The sequence below is a fragment of the Bacillus sp. B4EP4a genome (assembly GCF_006680105.1).
GTDB classification, from domain to species: Bacteria; Bacillota; Bacilli; order Bacillales; family DSM-1321; genus Peribacillus; species Peribacillus simplex_E.
The window spans coordinates 41,346-63,229 of record NZ_VHIK01000001.1 but is presented as its reverse complement, the minus strand read 5'-3'; the positions used below and the strand labels follow the sequence as shown (position 1 = coordinate 63,229).

Sequence of the window (21,884 nt, the reverse complement as noted above, 5' to 3'; positions counted from 1 at the left end):
CATTAGTACATTAGTGAGCTTTGATGATCAGCTCGTTTCTTATGGAGCTAACAGGAGCAGGATAGTTTAAATAAGATATAAAAATAATTTTCATTTCAAAAATAGATTCATATCCGTTTCGGATCTATTCATTGATTCATATCCTATTAATATTAGGGGGGGATGAATAGATGGCATCTAATGATGAATTAATTTGTCAAAAGTTTGCTAGAATTATCGGCGGACAAGAAGGGTTTGCGGGTGGAAAATGTGTGACAACCATAAATCGAAATGAAATAAAAGCAAAAATTTTAGGAAAACGTTTTAGAGTAACCTCTTCTTTCTCATTTGAATCAAGAGATAATCAGACTGGACGAGCATTGTGCCTAGGTAGGGTTGCACTCTTGCAAAGTGAAGTCGAGAATTTTGTTGCTTTGATTCTTAAACAAGGAATAATAGTTTCATCCATACACAATGAGTGGCTATTTGATAATCCGAATTTGATTTACGTTAATATCGAAGCTGTTGATGATCCATTAGTTTTTGCAAAGAAAGTCAGAAAAGCGCTAAGGAACTAATGGATTTCCCACTTGTCTGATTTTTTAATGAACATAATACACGGTAAAATACTGGTTTTGTTGAACTGACAGGTGCCTTAGCTGATGATCAGGGCTGTCTTTAAGGCGTCTTTTTCTTATGGAACTAAAGGGGAACTTTTAACAAACGGTTGGTCAAGGAATTGTTTGACAATTCTTATGGTTTTGATTAATATTCAAGTATTCAATAAAACACTTGAATAGATAGATGGTGATTTTACATGTTTAATGAACGATATTTAAAAGATTTATTGTATCAAGAGTTCGCAAGAATAGGTAAAAGTCTTTCTAGTCCAAAACGATTGGAAATTCTTGATATTTTATCTCAAGGTCCAAAGTCGGTGGAGGCATTATCTAAAGCTGCTAATATGTCTGTGGCGAATGTTTCTCAACATTTACAAACCCTTGCTAATTCTAGATTGGTAAAGTTTCAGAAGAAAGGGAACTACGTCATTTACGAACTAGCAGATGCAGCCATTTCGGATTTTTTAACTTCCTTGCATACATTATCAGAAAAACAGTTTGTACAGGTTCAACAAATCAAGAAAAAGTTCTTAAATGTCAATCTTGAAATGGATGGGATTTCACTTTCAGAAATTAAAGATCGGATGGATAAAGGTGAAGTTATTTTGTTGGATGTAAGACCTATGGAGGAGTATGAAGAAGCCCATATTCCTGGTGCAGTTTCTATGCCAATTGAAGAGTTAAGCGAGAAACTTTCAACTTTACCAAGCAATTGTGATGTTGTTGCTTATTGTCGCGGTTGTTACTGTTTAATGTCAGTGGAAGCTGTTGAACTTTTAAGATCCAAAGGTTTTAATGCATTTCGTCTAGAGGAAGGTGTACATGATTGGAAATTACAGAATGATAAATGAGGTATTAACAAATGTCTAATAAAGCATATCAATTGAATCAGAGTTATGTAGATTCTCAAGAAAAACAAAAAATGTTATACAAACGCACATTAATTATTGTAAGTATTTCACAAATTTTTGGTGGTGCTGGATTAGCGGCTGGAATTACGGTGGGGGCACTTCTTGCACAACAAATGCTTGGCACAGATGCATTTGCTGGACTTCCTTCGGGTTTATTTACTTTAGGGTCTGCAGGGGCTGCTTTAATCGTAGGGAGACTTTCTCAACGTTACGGTCGTCGTACAGGTCTAACAGCTGGTTTTATGATAGGTGGACTTGGGGCAATAGGAGTCATAACTGCAGCTATAATAAATAGTGTTTTCCTTTTATTTGCTTCCCTGCTTATTTATGGTGCAGGAACAGCGACAAATTTACAAGCTCGTTACGCTGGTACGGACTTAGCGAACAATAAACAACGAGCTACTGCTATTAGTATTACAATGGTGTTTACAACATTTGGTGCAGTTGCAGGTCCAAATTTAGTGAATGTAATGGGGGGGTTTGCTACTTCTATTGGCATACCATCACTTGCTGGTCCTTTCATTTTATCAGCAGCAGCATTTATCCTGGCAGGTCTTGTACTTTTCGTCATGCTACGCCCAGACCCATTAGTTATCGCAAGAACGATAGAAGCGTCCAACCAAGAAAGTAAGCGAATAGAACATTCGACGGATAGTGAACAAATAGCAAACAAAAGAGGTATTATTGTTGGTGCGACAATTATGGTTCTTACTCAAATCGTAATGGTGGCTATCATGACAATGACACCAGTTCATATGGGACATCATGGACATAACTTGGGTGAAATAGGTCTTGTAATTGGATTTCATGTAGGTGCCATGTATCTCCCTTCACTGGTTACAGGTGTCCTTGTTGATAAGTTTGGTCGTACTGCTATGGCTATTGCCTCTGGGTCCACTTTGCTTCTGGCAGGCTTAGTATCAGCGATTGCACCAGGTGATTCCATGATTCTCCTAGTAATTGCTCTTTCATTACTTGGATTAGGTTGGAATTTTGGTTTAATAAGTGGGACTGCTCTTATTGTTGATTCAACTGAAACTTCAACTCGTGCTAAAACTCAAGGTAAAGTGGATGTTTTAATTGCATTATCAGGAGCTTCTGGCGGAGCCTTATCCGGAATGATTGTGGCTGGTTCAAGTTATACAACATTATCATTTATTGGAGGGTTATTATCTTTATTATTGATTCCAGTGGTTATCTGGTCCCGGGGAAGTAAAAAATAGAATTTGAAGTAACAGATGCTTTAGCAAAATAAGAGAAATAACAAAGTCATTTCCTATCGTATAGGAAACGGCTTTTTTTTGCTGGGATTTGCTTATCATACAATTACCGTAGTTTGGTGATACCCCTTCTATACGTCTTTTTCGATGAATGAAAGGTTAAGCGTGTTTTAAAAGATTGATCAGAACATGCTCTTATATATTCAATTGAATTGTCCAAGGCGAGATTGAATTCATACATAAATTATTTGGAGTAGCCTCATAGTTCATTGATGAAAAGGATATTGTGTCCATCTTCTATAACTTGTTCTCATAAAGACCACCCCTCTAATAAATGTTTTCCTTGTTCCTTATGATTATGACCATTTAACTTTTTGCTCAGAGGAGAAAGATCAGGGGGGACTGTCGTAGTTAATTCTTTTTTTCAAATGTGAGGTCATACACTTAAATTAAGATGTGTTTTTCTTGAATTCCTAGGTTTTATGCAGCTAAAGGGGCAGATTAGTAGAACAAGCCAATCAATGTCTATGCTACAATCATTACAAGCATGGCCATTAAAATAAGTTGATGTTTGGGAGATCACTATGGGAAAAATAAAAATAGCTTTATTACATCTATTGCCTATTGCTGGTGATGTGGAGTATAACCAAAAACTAATTGAACAAGCCATTCAAATAGCATCAAATAATAATGCCGAATGGATTATAACACCCGAACTATGTGTCAGCGGGCTTCAATTCAATCATAAGATTGGCACTGGATGGATTAACAGGCAACCTGATGCTTGGATGAGTGAATTGAGCCGTAAACTAAAGAATTTGAATAGCACTGTATTTTTGGGTTGCCCTGAAAAAGGCAGTAACGGAGAGCTGTATAATTCTGTGTTTGTCATAGATAAAAAAGGTCATTTATTAGGTAAACAGAGAAAAATCAGTGTTATTGATGATTGGTCAGCTTCGGGGGATGTAATAGAGCCAATAAAAACAAACAATGTTGAGGTTGGTATTATGATATGTGCTGACGCATATACCAAAGATATTGCTAACAACTTATTTGAAAAAGGAGCAAAAATATTAATTGCACCGTCTTCCTGGGGTCCCGGATTACATGGTCCAGAGGGGGAATGGGAACAAAGGTCATTAGAAACAGGACTGCCTGTAATTGTCTGTAATCGTACTGGCGAAGACGAAACTGTCCGTTTTTGGGATGCAGAAAGCATGATCATAAAAAATGGTGTACCTCTCCTAACACACAAATCAAAACAATCAGCTATACTTACCTTTGAATGGGATATACAAAGCATGGAATTAATATCCCCTCATTTCGACATCGATTACATATAATGAGAACTTAATTAAGGAACATGAAAATGAAAAAACTTTGTTAAGGAACCCATCAAAAAAACCCCTTGGCGGCCAAGGGGTTTTATCCGTTTATGCATGCCAAAAAAAGCCCGAAGCCGCCATATCCATGACCGCCGCCACCGCGTCACAACTACATTCAACGATATAAATGAACAGAAAGAAGTTGAATTTGAAGAATTTCCAAATATTCAATGGTATTCAACTGATAAAGTTCTGAAATAATAAGAAAAAAATGCGGGAGAAACCAAATGAAAAACAATAAATTTTATCAAGTAATTATCGCTATTTTTATAATTGTCTTAATGGGCGATCACCCGGTCTATGCAACGGAATGGGAAGATGAAGAAGGACCAATAAGCTTTAAAATTGAGATGTTACCTTGGGAGATTGTGAACAACATTATTCCTAATAAAACTAATTTCACCATTATTGATATTGAAACTGGTTTATCATTTAAGGTACAGCGAAGAGCAGGCAGCCATCATGCCGATGTACAGCCACTAACCAAAGAAGATACTCAAATCATGAAGAAAATTTATAATAATAAATGGAGTTGGAATAGAAGAGCCATTATTGTATTGATCAATAATCAAATGATTGCTGCATCTATGCACGGAATGCCACATGGTGCCGGTGCTCTTCAAAATGGTTTTTCGGGTCATTTCTGTGTTCATTTCTCTGGAAGCATTACGCATCGTTTGAAAAACGAAGATCTTTCTCATAAATTAATGGTATTGAAAGCGGCTGGTAAGCTTGATGATTATATACAAACGGTAAGTCCCTATGAACTTATACGTATTTTTACCATTGCCGTTAATCAAGGAGATCAGAATTTATTAGCAATGACCTTATCAAATCCGGGACATTCTAATCGTGTCAATAAACTTGTTAAAGATATTACATATTTTGGAGTTGATGACCCTTTAAGACAACCGCCGGAACAACTAAATGGGCTATTTCTCGTGGATGTACCCGTTCAAGTAGCTATTTATAAGAAGAGAGAAGGCAAAGAAAAAAAGGTTATGCATTTTATGATCCGAAGGGAAAGTTTGACTGATCGTTGGTTTATTGATCAGGATTCGCTCCATGAAGATATAAAATAGGATTTGTGAAGTTAGATATTGAAATGATTAATCCTAACTATATTAGTGTGGGGGTGCATTCAATTGAGATTAACATGGATTGCCGGAATTTTACTATTCGTTCAACAAGTGAATATCTCTGAAAGCTTATCGGTAACTCAACATGGACAAACCATCGCCACTGTCAACCGCGCTGATGTTACTATGCCCATACTAAATGTTCCTATGATGGACTTGGATAAATACAATCGGTTTATCGAAAAACTAGACCGCCAAGTGTACCAAAAACCTGTAAATGCCACTATCGATAAATATGGTAATATTCTACCTGGCCGGGTAGGTTATAAGCTTTACCATCAGGCGTTTAATGAGCAATTTTATTCCTTTTTGTATAATAGTAAAGCATACAAATTGGAAGTGCCTTTGCTTGCTATTTATCCAAAAGTTGACATCGAATTGCTTGCTCAGATTCGTGTGAAAAAAATAGGTGAATATAGAACCTATTTTAATCAGAATAATAAAAATCGTTCAAATAATATCTTGCTCGCTACAAAAGCCATTAATAATTATGTCGTGTTTCCAGGAGAGAAGTTTTCTTTTAACCAAGCCGTTGGCAAGAGGACAGGAGACAAAGGATATATGCTTGCTCGGGTCATAGTCGAAGGAGAGTTTTCTGAAGGGATCGGTGGAGGGATCTGTCAGGTGTCATCCACCCTGTTTAACGCTATCGACAATGCAGGATTGCAAACAATTCAACGCTATTCCCATACTAGGAGCGTTCCTTATGTTCCATCTGGTCGGGATGCTACAGTAAGCTGGGATGGTCCTGATTTTAGCTTTAAAAACAAGTACAATCAACCTATCCTAATCCGAGCTACAACACAAGGAGGAATTATGAACATCACGGTGTATTCTTCGGATATGATTAATTATGAAACCCGAAAAGTTCCCAACGCTTCAAAACACATATCAAAAGAAATATCGGTGTGATTAATAAGTAAACGCAAGCATGTTCTGTCCAGGGGAGCTAGACACCAATACTCATTTATAAGATAGATACTGCCCCATTAATACAATATTCCATAAAAATAAGGTTAGTAAAACAAGGAAAAACAAGTTCGTAAAAGTTTACTTACTTTTACGAACTTTTTTGTTTGTTAATTTAAAACTGGCTCTGTTGAACTACGTTACAGGCCTAATTGTTATTACCGATATATGGTAACTTTAAATTAATGAATTTTATTAGAAGAGCTAAAATTATGGGGATTATACTTTCAATTTTTTACGGCTTTGTTGGTAGTCAAAAGAAAAAAGAAAAAGAATTTTAGGGGTATTTTAGGCATTTTGTATTTTTTGCACACTTTATGCATAAATTTGTAATCATAATGTAAAATTAGGTAAATATGTTTGTCACTTAAAGCTGATAAAATCAAAAAAAAGGATTTTATCGGGGGAGAAAATGAAAAAAATTATAGCATCTTTTGTCGTGTCTGGATTGTTACTATCAAATCCGTTGGTTAGTAATGCTGCATTGGGCGATCGTACATTAAAAAGTGGAATGACCCATACCGAAGTAAAGCAATTACAAGAGGTTCTAAAGAAAAAAGAATATTTTAAGAGTAAGAATACAACTACATATTTTGGGACGGTTACTAAAAGTGCAGTTGTAAAGTTCCAAAAAAGTAAAGGCTTAAAAGCTGATGGCATTGTAGGTCCGAATACATATAAAGCATTGGGTGTAAAAAAGCAGACATCCAACGTATCTAATGTGAATAAAGCAAGCAATAAATCTTCTGCGATAGTGAAAGAAGCAAAAAAACATTTGAATGTACGGTATGTATGGGGTGGAACTACACCAAAAGGTTTTGATTGCAGTGGATTCCTAAAATACGTTTTCGATAAAGGTGCAGATGTCACTTTACCAAGAACGGTATCTGAAATTTATAAAAAGGGGACAAAGGTGTCCAAACCACAAGTTGGAGATTTGGTCTTTTATGAAACCTATAAACCTGGTGCCTCACATGCTGGTGTTTATATCGGTGGTAATCAATTCATACACAGCTCCTCATCAAATGGTGTAAGCATTTCCTCTATGGATAATAGTTATTGGAAGAAAAGATATTTAGGAGCAAAAAGAATGTAATAGAGAAAGTTGCCAGTTCTTTTTTTAGATACTGGCTTTTATTTTTTTAAATTGTTCTACCAATAGGTTACAATACTGAGAAGTCCTATGTGATCTTTATCAATCAAATAAGGATGCTAGCATTAAACCCCACAAATCCATACTATTAATTAAGTAACGTGGACCAAGTTCTCCAAATGTTCAATAAGATTTATTTCATTGTTTTCATGGGTGGATGTATCCTTTTAAAATGAAAAATAAAAAGACGAGTTGCCTCGCCTATCCATTCCTTATGAAACTGTTGATTTATCCTGCTTCTTTTCAACAGTCGTTAACTCAGGATTTTCCCCTTCATCCTTATCTTCATCATTTACTAATCCCTTGGTAGCACTCTTGAATTCAGTTAAAGTACGTCCAAAGGCTCTACCGATTTCCGGCAGCTTTTTAGGTCCAAAAATTATCAAGGCAATGACAAGTATTAAAATTAAACCTGGTATACCTATACTTTGAAACATAATGCTTCCCCCAAGTAATTAAATTTTGTAATTCCTTTAGCTCATTTTTAGAATAACCTCAGTAAATAAAATCGTTTGAATCCATTTTCTTATCAAGTTTTTTTAAAACTAGATTTATTTTAATTACCGTTTCTTTCCTCTTCAATGTTGAACCCACAGCTCTACCAAGTTCGAATTGTTTATGCGTCCAAACAAGATTAAGGCATCCCTTAAAATTTCACAAAAAATGCAGTAAAGTACATGATTAATAGTCCAATTGCGAATCCCGAAAGGTTTAACCATGAAACAGATGCTTCATTATGTTTTCTATGATCTTCAATGAGCATTTTCGTTATTACATAAATTACTTGAACAATTGCCCCTGCCCCAATACCTAAGAACAAAGCTCCCCAAATTGGTGAGAAGATGAATCCGCCAACCCAAGTACCTACAATGGCGGGTGCACCTGCGATAACTCCCAGTAATAGAAAGTCTCTAAATCGAGGTGTGGTCTTTAATAAAGGAGCAGCGATTCCAATCCCTTCCGTAATGTTGTGCAGGGTAAACCCGATAATTAAAAAGGTCCCTAAAGCAGCTTCACCTAGTGCAAAGGAAGAACCAATTGCCAAACCTTCTCCAAAGTTATGAAGCCCTATTCCGGTAGCCATCAACAAAGCCAGGCCAAAAGGAGAATATCCTTTCTTTTCTTGTTTTCTTTGTTGATACTGATCAAAACCGATCAATAATAAGAAGGTTAAGGAAGCCCCAATTATGACAACCATATTTCCCTGAAAGACTGAAGGTGCTTCTGCACCAATTTCAAATCCATCAGCCAGAGTCCCAACAAATAAGAATAAAAGGAGCCCAACGGTAAGGGCAAGAATCCCATTTATGGATTTTCGTGAGAAGCGTTTCATAAAGGGATACCACAACAACCCCAATGTAATCGGGACAATACCAACGTAAAAGCCGATTAAGCCGTAATTAAGAAAGTTGCTCCAGGTGGTTTCTGGAGTGAGTGTGGCAGCTGCAACTTCACCTTCCGTGATAATCCCATTCTCTGTGATTAACTTAATGGTATGTGGATCACCTTCCACCCATGGGTAAGAGATGGTCACCTTTCCCTCATCAAATCGTTCAAGTTTTGCTTGAGGAGCGACATTGAAATTCCACACTGAATCATTAACCATCACTTGAGAAATCGTTAAAGGTTTGGGTCCGGTATTACTAACAAATAATTCGAAACCGATTTTAGTTACCTTGATGCGTTCAATGTTCAAGACTTCAATCGGTGCTGCGGGATCTTTTTCTACACCTGCACCATTCTTTAGCACCCATCCTAGCACCCCTATAAGTAATACTAACGGTATTAAAACAGTAATTAACCATTTGCCCTTCATATTATCCCTCCTTTTTTACTCGACCTCAAAGAATCCCATCCAGCCTAACTCAGCAAATTCACTTACATGGGCATGAAACATATAGATACCCTTGTATGGAAACCGAACTTCAATAATTCCACGCTCTCCTTGACATTGCATAATGGTATCTGTGAACTGGGAGGGGTTATCGTTTCTGCCTGTTGGATAATACGTAAAGTAATTCGCATGTAAGTGAAACGAATTTAATAAGTCGAATTCTGTTAAATTACTTAGATAAATTCTTACGAGTTGATCTTTTTTGATTTTAATAGGGTGATTCATAAATGCGAAAGCATAGCCATTCACCGTATAAAACTCGTTTTCGCCGTCTAAATCCAAGTCATATCCATTCATAACCATGTTTAACTCTAATGCCGGTTCTCTTGGCTTCTTTGGATCAATAATAAAATTACCGTATAAGCCTTTATGGATATGGCGGGCTAGGGGGAGTACATGGCAATGGTAAATTTGTAATCCGTATGGATTTGCTTCAAATTCGTACGTGAATTGTTGTCCAGGATAAATGGAAGTTAAACCGTCCATCTCTGGAGGATGGATTCCATGAAAATGAATAGAGTGGGGATGGCTGCCCTTATTAATAAAGTGAAACCGCAAAAGGTCCCCCTCGGTACATCGAAAAGTTGGTCCTGGAATAGTTCCGTTATAAGTCCAGCCTGGGAATTTAATTCCTTTGGCAATTTCGATTTCCTTATCAATTGCCACGACTTCATATTCCCGGAGTGTTTGGCCATTTGGCAACTTGGTAACTTTTCCGTAATCAAACTCAGTAAGGAGTCGTTCAGCCATTTTATAACCGGTTGTTATTGTCTTATCACTCATATTTGCATGATTGGAATGATTGCCCTTCTTATGAGACGAATCATTGGATGCCTGAGCCACAGTTGGAATTTGTGTCATTTTATTTAAGTAATAAGATCCAGCTATTCCAAACGCACCTGCAGTCCCCATCTTTAAAATATCTCTGCGGGAAACCTTTTTCTCTTCAGACATTACTTGACCCCCTTCTAAAAAGTTTCCTCAAGGAAACTTTTTGTTGTATAAGCTATACTTTAAGTTAGGTACAAGTTTCGTGTCAACTCTTTTTTTAGGCCATATTCGTATTAAATTATTGCTCAGGTGGGGGAGATTCATCCGTATTAAGACTGGGGTGTTTTTTTATGCATCTTTAAATAAAACTATATGTGCTCTTATGAATCGGAAACTCTACAATAAGTCTCCTTTCATTTACCTGTGTAATCTTCTCAAACCTATGGATCTCGTACAGCCACTTTTAATATAATCCTTAATTGAATCGAAGGATTGCTGTATTCCCCAGTCATAATCCCTGCTTTTAGTTTCTATAGCCTCGCGCTTCGTTTTACCTGCTTTTTTAACTTACATTGAAAAAAATTCCATGTTGAGCTGGAGGTAGCGTGATTCTGTAGCTTACTCATACAAAAATGTGGATTAAAAATTGAAATGAAAAGAAGCAATTCCTTGTCAATAATAGAGTTCTAATGTTAAGTAAAATAATCAGGTTAACAAGTTTGTCATAGTGGATTATTTACAAACTATTAATAAGCTTTAATAATCTGCATCAATCTTTTTATGACAAAATCCTTAGTTTTTTCTTCACTTTGGACTCATACCATCAATTTCCACCTTATGCATGCTGCAAATGTGGTAATAACCTCCATTTTTTTCGTACAAACTGTGACTTCTGGCTTATTTTTCATGCGAAGGAATAAAATCACATGGTATTAACAGAGTATTTAAAAAGGTCTGTTAATTTTGAGGGTAGAGTTTGCTATAAGGAATATAGCATCCCTCAAAAAAAATTTGGAGGTAATGTTAATGATATCTAGCAATAGTGGTTTAAACAGACGTAATTTCTTAAAAGTTGGTGGAATGAGCACTCTAGCATTAACACTTGGTTCAACTGGGGTATTTTCTCTTGCGGGAGCTACAAAAGGATTTGCAGTGGAATCTAGCAATCCAACAAGCGGTTTTGGTGGCTATGGCCCGCTAGTAAAGGATCCAAATGGAGTTCTTGATCTGCCAAGCGGATTTCATTACAAAATGCTTTCACGAACTGGTGATGTCATGCCTAATGGTGATCTTGTCCCTTCTGCTCACGATGGAATGGCTGCCTATAAAGGGGAGAAGGGTACAACCATTCTTGTAAGAAACCATGAAAATGGGACAAATTCTGATTACCCTGTAAACGGAAAAAAACCTTGGAGCGCTGGTGCTGCGGGCGGAACAACCACATTAATCGTTGGACAAAATAATAAAGTCATTGATCAGTATGTATCAAGTTCAGGTACAATCCGTAACTGTGCGGGTGGAGCTACGACTTGGGGTACCTGGTTAACAATGGAAGAAACTCGTGATATGGGACATGGCTTTGTATTTGAAGTAAATCCGCTTGATCCTGAAAACGAAATGTCAAGAACACCGATCCGTGATATGGGTTATTTCTCCCATGAAGCTGGGCATGTTGACCCTTCAACAGGGATTTGGTATTTAACGGAAGACGCAAGTCCAAGCTTCTTGTACCGTTTTACACCAAATGACCGAAGTCAAAAACTAGGTTCTCTGCAAAAGGGCGGTACACTTGAAGCCGCAGCGATTGATGAATTACCAGCTGCTGCTGCAAGTCAATTTAGTACTAGACAAAAATTCGGGATTGTTTGGAAAAAATTAAATCCTGAAATCGCACAGCAAGACGCTAAGGAAAAAGGCTGTATTCAGTTTAGCCGCTTAGAAGGGGCTTATTTTTCTGAAGGTACTTTATGGTTTGATGATACAAGTGCAGGTTCAGCACGCCTTGGCCGTGTTTATCGCTACACGCCAGCGACAAACACCTTAGAACTATTTTATGAGTCTACGGATAAAAATGATTTAGAAGCACCAGATAACATTACAATCACTCCTTGGGGAGATTTATGGATCGCCGAAGATGGTGGCGGTAATGATCGTATTGTCGGATTAACTCCTGAAGGAAATATTTATACTTTCGCTGAAAATATGATGAACGGTTCTGAATTTGCTGGACCTACATTTTCTCCAGATGGAAATACTTTCTTTGTAAATATGCAAACACCAGGTATCACCTTTGCGATTTGGGGACCATTTGCACGCAGAAATTCAACCCGTAGACGAGCTATGAACCAGGCTCTGCCGCCAGCAAGTCTTGCTCCTGTTGTTTCGGATAAACTTACTGCATTTGCAGATGAACAAGGCATGTCTATATTAGAAGCAGCAGCTTTAGAGCGTCATGGTATGCCAATTTTATAAGTAATGATCGCATTTTTGAGTACGAACAAACCATCATGGTTTAGGAGGTGAGAAGGTTGTTATCTAGTATCGGAATTCCTGGCCTAATTCTCATTCTAGTCATAGCGTTAATCATTTTTGGTCCTTCTAAATTACCGGAAATTGGAAGAGCTTTCGGGAAAACTTTAAATGAATTTAAAAAAGCAACAAATGATTTGATCAGTAATGACAAAGAAGAAAAATCTAACTCTGAAGAAAAAACTAAATTAGTCGCTCTTGAGAAAAACGAAAAAACTGGAAACTAAATAACTTGTTTTACCATTTTTTAGTGTAATTGCTTGGAGGAAATAGTATGAATAAAATGGTAATGAATTTATTGACGGGCTGCTTTTCGCTGGCGATGGCAGCTGCTTTTGTCGGAAAGCCCGTAACAGCAGCTGCGGAGGAAAAGCTCAAGGAGGGAGAGAAGTTTGAACTCACCATTTTCCAGACGAATGACTTTCATGGTCATTTGGATGACATCGTCACGCTGGATGATGGAACCATTCATCACAATTCTATTGCGAAGTATGCCACCATCATTGAAAATGTGCGCAATGAAGAGGAGAATCTGCTTCTCGTCGATGGCGGGGATGTCTTCCTGCGCGGCGAGTTTCAGGCGGGTCAAGGAGAGTTGGAGACGTCTCTTTTGAAAGCTTTGGGCTATGATGCAATGGTTCTCGGAAACAACGACTTCCGCGTTTACCCTGCCGGAGAGGGAACACAGGACAGCCGTTATGAACAGTTAAAGAATTACCACCGCAACGTCAATTTCCCCATCCTTACTGGTAATGTCATTGACAGGGAAACAGGAAAGTACATTCAGAATGTCAAGCCTTGGAAGAGTTTTACTTTCAATGGCGTTAAAGTCAGCATGATCGGCCTTACTTCGATGAAGCCGGAAATTCGCGGTTGGAATGATGTTGCAGACCTCGATTTCATCGAACCGGTTGAGGCGTTGAATGAGTTGCTTCCTGAAGTGAGTGAAAAGTCGGACATTAATATTGTCCTTTCGCATGCCGGAAATACTGAAGACCACAAGTTGGCTCAGGTTCCAGGAGTTTCAGCGGTAATCGGAGCAGATACACACAAGGTCATCCAAACGCCCGAATACGAATTCAACGGGGAGGTGATGGTGCCAATTACTCAAGCCGGCGGAGAACAAGAACATTATTTGGGCCGCCTAGATTTGACTTTTGAAGTTGTTGACGGCAAAATGACGTTAGTCGAATCCGATGGATTCCTCTACGACGTCACAAATGTGCCAGCTGATTCGGAGGTACAAGCGATTATAGACGAATATCGTTCAGAGTATAATGCACAATAATCCAAATGAAGTCTTCATAATGCTTTGAGGTATGGACAAAGCGAGTTTTTCGCTTTGTCGTTTCTTTATTAATTATGCAGTAGGAATGCAAGGGGGTGTGCAGAAAGTTTGTGAAAACTAACGACTGCCGGTCTTTTTATTTTTGCGCATTTCCGCCCTTTCCACGGAGAACGTCGATCTTAGTGTAGATTTTATCTGTGTCGTTTAGCTTAATTCCGCTACTTTTTTATAAAAAGGAAGGTTAGGGAACTAAGCATTTGTTATGCCATTGAGATTGCGAATGATTTGTACTTAAACTACCATGAATAACTTGATTTAAACAATTGTTGATATCCATAAACAACCAATTATATTTTGCCAGCAGATGGTCATAATAAATAAAGAAGAAGGGGCTAGTGATTTACGTATGATTCTTATCATAGTAAATGAGGTGTCAGTTAAAGACGTTTAACTTAACTACTGAAAGCTTCATTAAAAAATCGTTTCGAGCAAGGAGATGGTTCGCTTGCACGTAAAAGCAGAAAACTCATTCAATAATTGTCAATTATGCTTTGAAAGTTGATAAAACTTTTAAGATATAGGGGATGGTTGCTTTGGATGGTAAACTCTAGTCAGATACCGGTATTTACTCTAATGTAGATGAGGTGTTTATCGCAGAGAATTTATGCTGATTCGAAATGAAGCAAACCCCTTTTTCAAGCAGGGTGCAACATTCAGTTGCATCCTGTTTTTATGTGTGTTCATTTCTTGCTATCACTAGCGTGAGCCATTTTATTAATTTCCTCTTTACTTACCTGTTACATTATAAAATAAAAAAAGACTCAATTAGGAAAAGCATAAAGGTAACAAGATGATAAAAATATAATACACTATTATCGGAGAAGACATAAATCAAACAAAAAGGATGGGATCCTGATGGTTGATGAAAATAAGCAAAAAAACAAACGGGAACAATGGAAAAAGAAAGTCATGGATAATCTGAAGAGGGAAGCTGTCAAAAATATCATAGCAAGAACGGGAGATTTAGCAAGATTAGATGCTAAAGTCAATAATACTTACACTGTATACATCAAGGATGGAAGGATAATAAAGCAACCTACAAATGGGAAGTGTGTTGTCATTAATGGAAAAATCCAACATTAAAATTTGTGAAGGAATATAGAATATACATTATAGAAGGCGAAGGTATATAGCGGCTGGACCACAGTAATTGGTGCAAGGCCATAACAAAGTTTATTAACGTGCTTCAGATAGTGTAATAAATCTCGAGTCCTTACTTTTATGAGTTGTAATTTGATTAGATTTGGTACATTTGAAGTGTACGACCGAGCAGACCAAACTAGAAACCCACATACAGGGGAAGAAATTCAAATTGCTGCTTCCAAAGTTTACTGCTTTTAAACCGGATAAGGAAAAGAGGCGGCTAAATGAAAAAGTAGTATTGCGTAAAAAAATACTCTGGGATGAGATATTCTCCAGAGTATTTTTTGCTTTATGAAAAGTTTAGGTTATATACTTTCGCTTCTGTTTTTACATAGATAAGTGCTACGGGTAAAATGCAAAACACTCTTAAATGAGCTTGAGAGGATACTTGGATTTATTTCAAGCTTCAAATATAAACGAATGGAGATTATGTGGGATTCTTTTTATAAAAAAATTCTAATATATCAGTAGCCTGGGCAGGACGTACGGGTACGCGGGACATGATTTCGTGAAGAAAACTGTCCGCCCTCTACTTGTAGAAACATGTTGGAGGTTGGTTGGGAATTAGATATCGTATAACATACAAAAGCTATGACACTGTAGGGAGGGCCAGGGGTACTGGTTAATAAGTAGAGGAGAAAAAACAAAGATATTGACAACCTTTAGATGGTTTAATGCGTTAACAGCCCTTGTTAAAGCACTCATTTTATTATGCAATTATAAAAGGAATTTTGTTAAATAAATACCAAGTGTATTCCAAAAATAACCTCGACAGAATATATGATAAACCCATATTCCAAGCAGTTAAGTAATAAACAAACAAGATTTAAAATGGTAAAAAATTGATTTATAAAAGGGAATTCAATACTTTTGTTGAACAAGAATATTGTGGGTCATTTTAACAGTTTTAGATTTGTGGTTGTAACCGTTTACATCGAGATATTTAACTTGATCATGTTAGTGGATTATAAGTACAAAATCGTTAGAGAATGGAGGTTAACCCATGGTTAGCTCGATGGCAATCAATAAGGATGATTCTCGTTCCTTCCTAACGGAAGAACACTTATTATTTAAACAATCAATTCGCGAATTTCTCGCCAAGGAGGCTGTCCCCTTTTATGATCAATGGGAAAAGGAGGGGGGAATACCTCGCTCATTTTGGAGAAAGATTGGAGATAATGGTTTTTTATGTCCATGGCTTGATGTGGAATTCGGAGGAATAGGAGCAGATTTTGGATATTCAGTTGTACTGGCAGAGGAATTGGAAATGGTTGGATCAGCGTTAGGAGGAATATCCATTCATTCTGATATTGTAGCCCCTTATATTGCCTCATTCGGAACAATAGATCAGAAACAAAGATATTTACCAAAGTTCATTACTGGTGAATTGATTTCAGCTTTTGCATTGACAGAGCCGGGAATGGGCTCGGAATTAGGGGATATTCAAACCACAGCGATCAAGAAAGATGGGTATTATATTGTCAATGGAGCCAAAACGTTTGTCACAAATGGCTTTAAAGCTGACTTCATGATAGTGGCATGCAAAACTGATCTTAATGCTGTTCCTTCCCAGTGCGGAATCAGTTTGCTGCTCATTGATAAAGATACACCAGGATTTTCAAGGGGAAGAAAGCTTGGTAAAACAGGACAGGGATGCTCAGACACAGCCGAACTATTTTTCGATGATGCTTCAGTTCCTGTTGGCAACCTCCTTGGGGAGGAAGGGAAGGGTCTCTCATATATCATGCAAAAACTGCAGCAGGAAAGACTAATGTGTGCGATTGGGTCTTTAATGGCAGCGAAAGATATGCTTCACTTAACGATGAATTTTATAAGTGGACGAAAAGCATTTGATAAGAAAATAAGTAAATTTAAAAATGCACAGTTTACCATTGCTGAAATAGCGACAGATATTCATCTGGGAGGAACGTTTGTTGATGGTTTGATCTGTAAACATATGACTGGGGAGAATATCATAGCTGAAGTATCGATGGCCAAATATTGGATAACGGAAATGTCTAAGCGAATATCCGATAAGTGCATGCAATTACATGATGGCTACGGAAATATAGGAGACGATAAAATTGCCCAGCGTCACCGGGACATTCCTTTAACAACTTTCTTTACAGGGACAGATGAAACCGTAAAAACCCTGATTGCTAAAAATATTGGGTTTTAATTCATCTTTTAAAAATCTTTCAACTACCTCAATTAACATGAGGTGGTTTTTTTATACCATTTATTCAATATAATTCCAACGAACTAGTTTTTTAAAATAAAAGGTTTATAAAGTTTGCTATATGGGTATAAGAGACTGTGCAAATGAAAATTAATATATTTGTAAAATTTGTAATTGTATGCGAATGATGGAGGTGCTTGTTATGTTAAAAATCGAAAATGTATCGAAAATCTATAAGGGAGGAAAGAAAGCTGTAAAAAATATATCATTGGATATTAAAAAAGGGGAGTTCATTTGCTTCATTGGTCCGAGTGGATGCGGTAAGACAACGACAATGAAAATGATTAACCGTCTTATCGAACCGTCGGAAGGCAAGATACTTATTAATGGTGAAAATATAATGGATAAAGATCCAGTCGAGCTAAGAAGACAAATCGGGTATGTTATCCAGCAAATCGGACTTTTCCCTCACATGACGATTCTTGAAAATATCACCCTCGTTCCAAAACTTCTTAAATGGAATGAACAGAAGAAAAAGGAACGTGCACTGGAATTGCTTCAGCTTGTCGATATGGGACCTGAATACCTGGAAAGGTATCCCTACGAATTGAGCGGCGGGCAGCAACAAAGGATAGGCGTTCTCAGAGCACTAGCTTCCAATCCTCCACTCATTTTAATGGATGAACCTTTTGGCGCACTAGATCCAATCACCCGCGATGCCCTTCAGGAGGAATTTAAAAATCTACAGCGCACACTTGATAAAACTATCGTTTTTGTTACCCATGATATGGATGAAGCCATTAAGCTAGCCGACAGGATCGTCATCTTAAAAGCTGGGGAAATCGTCCAAGTGGGAACACCGGATGAAATCCTCAGAAACCCAGCCAATGAGTTTGTGGAAGAATTCATCGGCAAAGATCGCCTGCTTCAAACAAGACCAAATGTTGAGTTGGTTGAACAGATCATGAGTCGAAATCCAATATCCATAACAGAGGAAAAATCCCTTACAGATGCTATTACGATCATGCGCGAGAAAAGGGTAGATTCTTTACTTGTGGTCGATGAGCAAAATGTGTTGAAAGGGTTCGTGGATGTTGAAACGATCAGTGAATATCGAAAAAAGGCTAAATTTATCAGTGAAGTCATCAATACTGAACTCTATTCAGTGAAACAGGATACTTTAATCCGTGATTCCGTTCAGAAGATTTTAAAACGAGGATTCAAATACGTGCCGGTAGTTGACCACAATAAACATTTGGTCGGAATTGTCACTAGGGCCACATTGGTGGACATCGTATATGACAGCATCTGGGGAGAGGAAGAAAATCAAATGGCAGAAATGGCAGAAATGTTTTAGGAGGTGAATGAGATGGAAACTTTGCTCGATTTTTTACAAATGAACTGGCAAGAATTGGTTTTTAAGGCATGGGAGCACTTATATATATCCTTGATCGCTGTTTTCCTTGGAATAATAGTTGCCGTACCACTAGGGATCATGTTGACGCGAATGAAAAAGAGCGCTTCGATAATAATCGGAATAGCAAACATCATGCAGACATTGCCGAGTTTAGCGGTCCTAGCCTTTTTCATTCCTTTCCTCGGAGTTGGGAAAACACCCGCAATCATTGCGTTATTTTTCTATTCCGTTTTACCCATACTCAGAAATACATACACAGGCATTAAAGGCGTAAATGGAAATCTTCTGGAATCCGGACGCGGCATCGGGATGACAAGCTGGGAGAGAATTCGTCTGGTTGAATTCCCGCTTGCACTTTCCGTCATTATGGCTGGCATCCGTACGGCTTCCGTCTATTTAATTGGATGGGCCACCTTAGCCTCCTTTATTGGAGGCGGGGGACTTGGAGATTACATATTTATCGGTTTGAATTTATACCAAACAGAATATATCATCGCAGGTGCAGTTCCGGTAATCATCATGGCTATCCTGGTGGATTATGTATTCTCGATCATTGAACGAAAAGTCGTACCAAAAGGATTGAAAGGTATGAAGGAAGTTGCTTGAGGAGGATTACCATGTATAAAAAAATGCGACGTACAATTTTAAAGGCCCTTATAGTTTGTTCATTAGTGATCACCGGCTGCTCCTTGCCTGGTTTAGGGTCATCTTCTGAAACTACTATAAAGATCGGGGCCCAAAGCATGACCGAATCCGAGATCTTGGCGAACATGATCGCTCAACTCCTTGAAAGGAATACGGAAGTTGATACGAAAATCATTAAAAATCTAGGTTCCAATTTCGTTCAGCAAAAGGCGATGGAGACCGGTGACATAGACATAGCCGCAACTCGATATACAGGGACTGATTTAACGAGTGTACTGGGACAGGAAATTGAAAAGGATCCAGTAAAGGCGATGGAAATTGTTCAAAGGGAATTCAAAGAACAATATGGGTTCAAATTTTTTGATTCTTACGGATTCGATAACACTTATGCCTTTACGATTTCAAATGAATTGGCAGAGGAAAAGGGGTATCAGAAAATATCGGATCTGGAAAAGGATGCAGATAATTTAAGGTTAGGTGTAGACAGTGCTTGGCTGAAAAGAAAAGGGGATGGTTATAAAGGATTCGTCGATACATATGGATTGGAATTTGGGGAAACTTTTCCGATGCAGATTGGCTTGGTGTACGATGCAGTCAAAAGTGGTCAGATGGATATTGTCCTTGCATATTCCTCAGATGGACGGATTAAGGTTAATGATTTGAAACTTTTGGAAGATGATAAACAATATTTCCCTCCATATGACTGTTCACCGGTCGTTACCGAAGAATTATTGGAACGATATCCTGAAATTGAAGATGAGCTTAACAAGTTAATTGGTGAAATCACTACTGAAACCATGCAGGAACTGAACTATGAAGTTGATGGGAACTTGAAGGAGCCATCGGTCGTAGCATCTGAATTCCTTAAAGCACATAAATATTTTGAATAAATGGGAGGTGCACACTAATGGAAACCTTGCAACAGCTGGGAACTTATTATTCCCAAAATTGGATGTATGTACTTACTGAATTTTATCGCCACTTTTTAATGTCCGCCTATGGAGTTTTATTTGCAGCAATTGTAGCCATCCCGATAGGAATTTTCATCGCGAAACATAAGAAATTGAGCAATTGGGTATTTTCGATAACGAATGTCATACAAACCACACCAGCATTGGCTATGCTCGCTCTCCTGATGCTAGTAATGGGGTTAGGAACAAATACGGTAATCTTATCATTGTTTTTATATTCCTTACTGCCAATCTTGAGGAACACTTATGTCGGAATTACAAGTATCGATCATGCTTATTTAGAATCTGGCAAGGCTATGGGGATGACGAAGTTCCAATTACTGAGAATGGTCGAACTGCCATTATCTCTGTCTGTCATCATGGCTGGCTTACGTACAGCGCTTGTCGTTGCAATTGGAGTAACCGCTGTCGGTACATTCGTAGGCGCAGGCGGACTGGGGGATATCATTGTCAGGGGAACGAATGCTTCGAATGGAACGGCGATCATACTTGCAGGAGCAATTCCGACGGCATTGATGGCCATTCTCTCAGATCTTATACTCGGCTGGCTGGAACGAATTCTTTCACCGATAAAAAAGAAAAAAATTCATACTGCCTAAACCAAAAGAGCCATTGCATGTTAATGCAATGGCTTTTCCATGGCCAGAAATGACAAATACCGATTAGAAGTCAGAAGCTTAGAGTGGCAGACTTAGTTTTTTATTTCAGAAAAAGGGTAACTATAAGGGTAGTCGTAAAAAAATATAAGGGGAATCAATCATGAAACTTACACCAGAGCAGCGCATTGAACTTCATGGCTTTAATAATCTTACGAAATCTTTAAGCTTTAATATGTATGATATTTGTTACACAAAAACCAGGGAAGAGAGAGAGGCCTACCTGGATTATATCGATGAACAATATAATGCAGAGCGGCTTTCGAAGATCTTGCACAATGTTTCTGATTTAATAGGGGCACATGTTTTAAATACGGCCAAACAGGATTATGTCCCTCAAGGCGCAAGTGTAACCATTCTTGTTTCGGAAGGTCCTGTCGTAGAAGTACCTACGGGAACTTATGAAGAATCACCAGGGCCTTTACCTGATAATGTGGTCATGCAACTCGATAAAAGCCATATTACCGTACATACATATCCTGAATTCCATCCAAATGAAGGCATAAGCACATTCAGGGCCGATATTGATGTCTCTACTTGTGGGGAAATATCACCTCTTAAAGCCCTTAATTATCTCATTCATTCCTTCGATACCGACATTATCACGATCGATTACCGAGTAAGAGGCTTTACGAGAGATAAGGATGGGCGGAAATTGTTCATTGATCACGATATTAATTCCATTCAAAACTATATTCCTGATGAAGTGAAGGGTTTATATGACATGATTGATGTGAATGTATACCAGGAAAATATATTTCATACAAAATGTAAGCTGAAAAGATTCGATATTAATAATTACCTATTCGGCTATACAGAGGAAAAGCTGAATACAGATGAAAGGCAAGAAATTATAGAAAGGCTTCGAACGGAGATGGATGAAATTTTTTACGGTGCCAATGTTCCGCATCCAATAGAAAAAAACAAGCATGCCGATTAAGGGATGCTTGTTTTA

At 37.9% G+C, this 21,884-nt stretch carries 20 protein-coding genes and 1 pseudogene; 18 read left to right on the top strand and 3 right to left on the bottom strand.

Annotated features, from left to right (window positions below):
* Nucleotides 1–170 precede the first annotated feature (170 nt).
* From FNK51_RS00265 to FNK51_RS00235, 7 genes are all read left to right on the top strand, one after another.
* Nucleotides 171–557 (top strand): DUF1259 domain-containing protein, encoded by a 387-nt coding sequence (locus FNK51_RS00265; protein WP_141992093.1) that lies wholly within the window; start codon nucleotides 171–173, stop codon nucleotides 555–557.
* A gap of 239 nt (nucleotides 558–796) precedes the next feature.
* On the top strand, nucleotides 797–1,450 hold the full coding sequence (locus FNK51_RS00260) for an ArsR/SmtB family transcription factor (protein WP_141992092.1): 654 nt from the start codon (nucleotides 797–799) through the stop codon (nucleotides 1,448–1,450).
* An 11-nt stretch (nucleotides 1,451–1,461) separates the two neighbouring features.
* Complete coding sequence (locus FNK51_RS00255) at nucleotides 1,462–2,733, top strand: MFS transporter (RefSeq protein ID WP_141992091.1); 1,272 nt, start codon at nucleotides 1,462–1,464, stop codon at nucleotides 2,731–2,733.
* A gap of 581 nt (nucleotides 2,734–3,314) precedes the next feature.
* Nucleotides 3,315–4,073, top strand: a complete 759-nt coding sequence (locus tag FNK51_RS00250; RefSeq protein WP_141992090.1) for a carbon-nitrogen hydrolase family protein — start codon at nucleotides 3,315–3,317, stop codon at nucleotides 4,071–4,073.
* Nucleotides 4,074–4,342: 269 nt separating this feature from the next.
* Nucleotides 4,343–5,197, top strand: coding sequence for a hypothetical protein (locus FNK51_RS00245; protein ID WP_141992089.1), 855 nt, complete (start codon nucleotides 4,343–4,345; stop codon nucleotides 5,195–5,197).
* Nucleotides 5,198–5,260: 63 nt separating this feature from the next.
* A complete protein-coding gene (locus FNK51_RS00240) occupies nucleotides 5,261–6,166 on the top strand; it encodes a VanW family protein (RefSeq protein ID WP_286178533.1) in 906 nt (301 codons plus the stop codon).
* Between the two features lie 469 nt (nucleotides 6,167–6,635).
* The gene (locus tag FNK51_RS00235; protein WP_141992088.1) at nucleotides 6,636–7,319 is read left to right on the top strand and encodes a C40 family peptidase; all 684 of its coding nucleotides are present in this window, start codon (nucleotides 6,636–6,638) and stop codon (nucleotides 7,317–7,319) included.
* A gap of 269 nt (nucleotides 7,320–7,588) precedes the next feature.
* On the opposite strand, the gene FNK51_RS00230 is transcribed toward FNK51_RS00235, so the two are convergent.
* From FNK51_RS00230 to FNK51_RS00220, 3 genes are all read right to left on the bottom strand, one after another.
* Nucleotides 7,589–7,813, bottom strand: a complete 225-nt coding sequence (locus FNK51_RS00230) for a twin-arginine translocase TatA/TatE family subunit (RefSeq protein ID WP_179891178.1) — start codon at nucleotides 7,811–7,813, stop codon at nucleotides 7,589–7,591.
* 209 nt (nucleotides 7,814–8,022) lie between these two features.
* Entirely contained in the window at nucleotides 8,023–9,192 is a 1,170-nt protein-coding gene (locus FNK51_RS00225; protein WP_141992087.1) for a ZIP family metal transporter, read from the bottom strand.
* A 15-nt stretch (nucleotides 9,193–9,207) separates the two neighbouring features.
* Nucleotides 9,208–10,224: a multicopper oxidase domain-containing protein gene (locus FNK51_RS00220; RefSeq protein WP_141992086.1), complete on the bottom strand. Its 1,017-nt coding sequence runs from the start codon at nucleotides 10,222–10,224 to the stop codon at nucleotides 9,208–9,210.
* An 843-nt stretch (nucleotides 10,225–11,067) separates the two neighbouring features.
* Between FNK51_RS00220 and FNK51_RS00215 the strand changes: the two genes are divergently transcribed.
* From FNK51_RS00215 to speD, 11 genes and pseudogenes are all read left to right on the top strand, one after another.
* On the top strand, nucleotides 11,068–12,513 hold the full coding sequence (locus FNK51_RS00215; RefSeq protein ID WP_141992085.1) for an alkaline phosphatase PhoX: 1,446 nt from the start codon (nucleotides 11,068–11,070) through the stop codon (nucleotides 12,511–12,513).
* Between the two features lie 56 nt (nucleotides 12,514–12,569).
* Nucleotides 12,570–12,797: a twin-arginine translocase TatA/TatE family subunit gene (gene tatA / locus FNK51_RS00210; protein ID WP_141992084.1), complete on the top strand. Its 228-nt coding sequence runs from the start codon at nucleotides 12,570–12,572 to the stop codon at nucleotides 12,795–12,797.
* A gap of 47 nt (nucleotides 12,798–12,844) precedes the next feature.
* Nucleotides 12,845–13,858 (top strand): bifunctional metallophosphatase/5'-nucleotidase, encoded by a 1,014-nt coding sequence (locus FNK51_RS00205; protein WP_286178532.1) that lies wholly within the window; start codon nucleotides 12,845–12,847, stop codon nucleotides 13,856–13,858.
* 915 nt (nucleotides 13,859–14,773) lie between these two features.
* Nucleotides 14,774–15,001, top strand: a complete 228-nt coding sequence (locus tag FNK51_RS00200) for a hypothetical protein (protein ID WP_141992083.1) — start codon at nucleotides 14,774–14,776, stop codon at nucleotides 14,999–15,001.
* Nucleotides 15,002–15,151: 150 nt separating this feature from the next.
* Nucleotides 15,152–15,259: pseudogene (locus tag FNK51_RS00195) on the top strand (HU family DNA-binding protein); the annotation flags it as partial.
* An 805-nt stretch (nucleotides 15,260–16,064) separates the two neighbouring features.
* Nucleotides 16,065–17,240 carry an acyl-CoA dehydrogenase family protein gene (locus tag FNK51_RS00190; protein WP_141992082.1) on the top strand — a complete coding sequence of 392 codons (1,176 nt, stop codon included), beginning with the start codon at nucleotides 16,065–16,067 and terminating at the stop codon, nucleotides 17,238–17,240.
* A gap of 202 nt (nucleotides 17,241–17,442) precedes the next feature.
* On the top strand, nucleotides 17,443–18,597 hold the full coding sequence (locus tag FNK51_RS00185; protein ID WP_141992081.1) for a betaine/proline/choline family ABC transporter ATP-binding protein: 1,155 nt from the start codon (nucleotides 17,443–17,445) through the stop codon (nucleotides 18,595–18,597).
* 12 nt (nucleotides 18,598–18,609) lie between these two features.
* On the top strand, nucleotides 18,610–19,263 hold the full coding sequence (locus FNK51_RS00180; protein ID WP_141992080.1) for an ABC transporter permease: 654 nt from the start codon (nucleotides 18,610–18,612) through the stop codon (nucleotides 19,261–19,263).
* An 11-nt stretch (nucleotides 19,264–19,274) separates the two neighbouring features.
* Nucleotides 19,275–20,192, top strand: coding sequence for an osmoprotectant ABC transporter substrate-binding protein (locus FNK51_RS00175; RefSeq protein ID WP_141992079.1), 918 nt, complete (start codon nucleotides 19,275–19,277; stop codon nucleotides 20,190–20,192).
* Nucleotides 20,193–20,209: 17 nt separating this feature from the next.
* Nucleotides 20,210–20,872 (top strand): ABC transporter permease, encoded by a 663-nt coding sequence (locus FNK51_RS00170; RefSeq protein WP_098373284.1) that lies wholly within the window; start codon nucleotides 20,210–20,212, stop codon nucleotides 20,870–20,872.
* Nucleotides 20,873–21,032: 160 nt separating this feature from the next.
* Entirely contained in the window at nucleotides 21,033–21,869 is an 837-nt protein-coding gene (speD, locus tag FNK51_RS00165; protein ID WP_098373285.1) for an adenosylmethionine decarboxylase, read from the top strand.
* The last annotated feature ends 15 nt before the right edge of the window (nucleotides 21,870–21,884 follow it).

Bases quoted from the DNA above. Each gene is read 5' to 3' on its own strand.
- FNK51_RS00265 (WP_141992093.1), top strand. From the start codon at position 171: ATGGCATCTAATGATGAATTAATTTGTCAAAAGTTTGCTAGAATTATC.
- FNK51_RS00260 (WP_141992092.1), top strand. From the start codon at position 797: ATGTTTAATGAACGATATTTAAAAGATTTATTGTATCAAGAGTTCGCA.
- FNK51_RS00255 (WP_141992091.1), top strand. From the start codon at position 1,462: ATGTCTAATAAAGCATATCAATTGAATCAGAGTTATGTAGATTCTCAA.
- FNK51_RS00250 (WP_141992090.1), top strand. From the start codon at position 3,315: ATGGGAAAAATAAAAATAGCTTTATTACATCTATTGCCTATTGCTGGT.
- FNK51_RS00245 (WP_141992089.1), top strand. From the start codon at position 4,343: ATGAAAAACAATAAATTTTATCAAGTAATTATCGCTATTTTTATAATT.
- FNK51_RS00235 (WP_141992088.1), top strand. From the start codon at position 6,636: ATGAAAAAAATTATAGCATCTTTTGTCGTGTCTGGATTGTTACTATCA.
- FNK51_RS00230 (WP_179891178.1), bottom strand. From the start codon at position 7,813: ATGTTTCAAAGTATAGGTATACCAGGTTTAATTTTAATACTTGTCATT.
- FNK51_RS00225 (WP_141992087.1), bottom strand. From the start codon at position 9,192: ATGAAGGGCAAATGGTTAATTACTGTTTTAATACCGTTAGTATTACTT.
- FNK51_RS00220 (WP_141992086.1), bottom strand. From the start codon at position 10,224: ATGTCTGAAGAGAAAAAGGTTTCCCGCAGAGATATTTTAAAGATGGGG.
- FNK51_RS00215 (WP_141992085.1), top strand. From the start codon at position 11,068: ATGATATCTAGCAATAGTGGTTTAAACAGACGTAATTTCTTAAAAGTT.
- FNK51_RS00205 (WP_286178532.1), top strand. From the start codon at position 12,845: ATGAATAAAATGGTAATGAATTTATTGACGGGCTGCTTTTCGCTGGCG.
- FNK51_RS00200 (WP_141992083.1), top strand. From the start codon at position 14,774: ATGGTTGATGAAAATAAGCAAAAAAACAAACGGGAACAATGGAAAAAG.
- FNK51_RS00190 (WP_141992082.1), top strand. From the start codon at position 16,065: ATGGTTAGCTCGATGGCAATCAATAAGGATGATTCTCGTTCCTTCCTA.
- FNK51_RS00185 (WP_141992081.1), top strand. From the start codon at position 17,443: ATGTTAAAAATCGAAAATGTATCGAAAATCTATAAGGGAGGAAAGAAA.
- FNK51_RS00180 (WP_141992080.1), top strand. From the start codon at position 18,610: ATGGAAACTTTGCTCGATTTTTTACAAATGAACTGGCAAGAATTGGTT.
- FNK51_RS00175 (WP_141992079.1), top strand. From the start codon at position 19,275: ATGTATAAAAAAATGCGACGTACAATTTTAAAGGCCCTTATAGTTTGT.
- FNK51_RS00170 (WP_098373284.1), top strand. From the start codon at position 20,210: ATGGAAACCTTGCAACAGCTGGGAACTTATTATTCCCAAAATTGGATG.
- speD (WP_098373285.1), top strand. From the start codon at position 21,033: ATGAAACTTACACCAGAGCAGCGCATTGAACTTCATGGCTTTAATAAT.